Raw genomic sequence first — 1,363 nt, 5'->3', positions numbered from 1 at the left:
AACGCCAGCGAACAATCCCCCGACCGCAGCGCCTGCGCCGCCAGATGCACCGCCACCAGCGACGACGAACACGCCGTGTCCACCGTCACCGCCGGCCCCTCCAACCCCAGCGTGTACGACACCCGGCCCGAGGCCACACTCGGCGCGGTCCCGGTACCCTCGTAGCCTTCGACGGCATCGCGCCGGCCGAGCCCTTCGACCACCTCACCGACGGCGGCCTGGTGCACCCGGCCGGCGGCGTTGCCCAGCGCCAGACCGTAGTCGTTGTACATCAACCCGGTGAACACCCCGGTACGGCTACCCCGCAACGTCCCCGGCTCGATCCCGGCCCGCTCCACCGCCTCCCACGACACCTCCAGCAACAACCGCTGCTGCGGATCAACCGCCAGAGCCTCACGCGGCGAGATCCCGAAGAACCCCGGATCGAACTCATCGGCATCGTGCAGGAACCCGCCATGACGCGTGTACGACGTCCCCACCCGGCCGGGATCCGGATCGTAAATACCTTCCAGATCCCACCCCCGATTCGTCGGGAACCCGGTGATCGCGTCGGTCTCCTCGATCACCAGCCGCCACAGATCCTCCGGAGAGGCCACCCCACCCGGATAACGGCACGCCATCCCCACGATCACGATCGGATCATCGGCCACCGAACGCAGCACCGGCAGATCCGCGACCTGCTCGGAGTCCGCCGAGCCGAACAGCTCCCCGTAAAGGAATTCCGCCACGCTGTACGAGGTCGGGTAGTCGAAGACCAGTGTCGCGGGCAGCGACAACCCCGTCGCCGCGGCCAGCTGGTTGCGCAGCTCCACCGCGGCCAGCGAATCCAGTCCCATCGTGCTGAAGGCCCGATCGGGCTCCACCGCATCCCCCGACACGTGACCCAGCACCACCGCCACCTGCCGCCGTACCAGCTCTTCCAGCACCCGCTCACGCTCGCCCACGTCCAGGCCGGCCAGGCGCCGCCGCAACCCGCCTTCCTGACCGCCACCGGCGGCCACCCGGACCGGTCGCCTCGCCGGTGCCAGCCCTCGCAGCAACGCCGGCACCTCGCCGCCGCGGCCCCGCAACACCTCCACCTCCACCCGCAGCGGCACCGTCATCACCGCATCCGCCCGCACGCTCACATCGAACAGCCGCAACCCCTCAGCGGCAGACAGTGCCGGCAGCCCCAGCCGGGCCAGCCGATCCCGGTCGGCGTCGGACAGCCCGGCGCTCATCCCGGTGGCCACATCCCACAGCCCGTACGCCAGCGACGTCGCCACCAACCCCCGCGACCGCCGATAGGCCGCCAACGCGTCCAAGAACACGTTGGCCGCCGCGTAGTTGCCCTGCCCCGCCGCCATGACCAGCCCACCGGCCG

Annotated in this window: 1 protein-coding gene; it reads right to left on the bottom strand. The window is 70.9% G+C overall.

Going from position 1 to position 1,363, the window contains the following annotated elements; all coding sequences use genetic code 11:
* The coding region (locus tag ACWD3H_RS47665; RefSeq protein WP_451959803.1) for a beta-ketoacyl synthase N-terminal-like domain-containing protein at positions 1-1,363 on the bottom strand (1,363 nt) is incomplete at both ends.

This window comes from Streptosporangium sp. NPDC002607 (genome assembly GCF_053592655.1).
The sequence above is the reverse complement of the archived record's forward strand: the minus strand, read 5'-3'. Positions and strand labels throughout refer to the sequence as shown.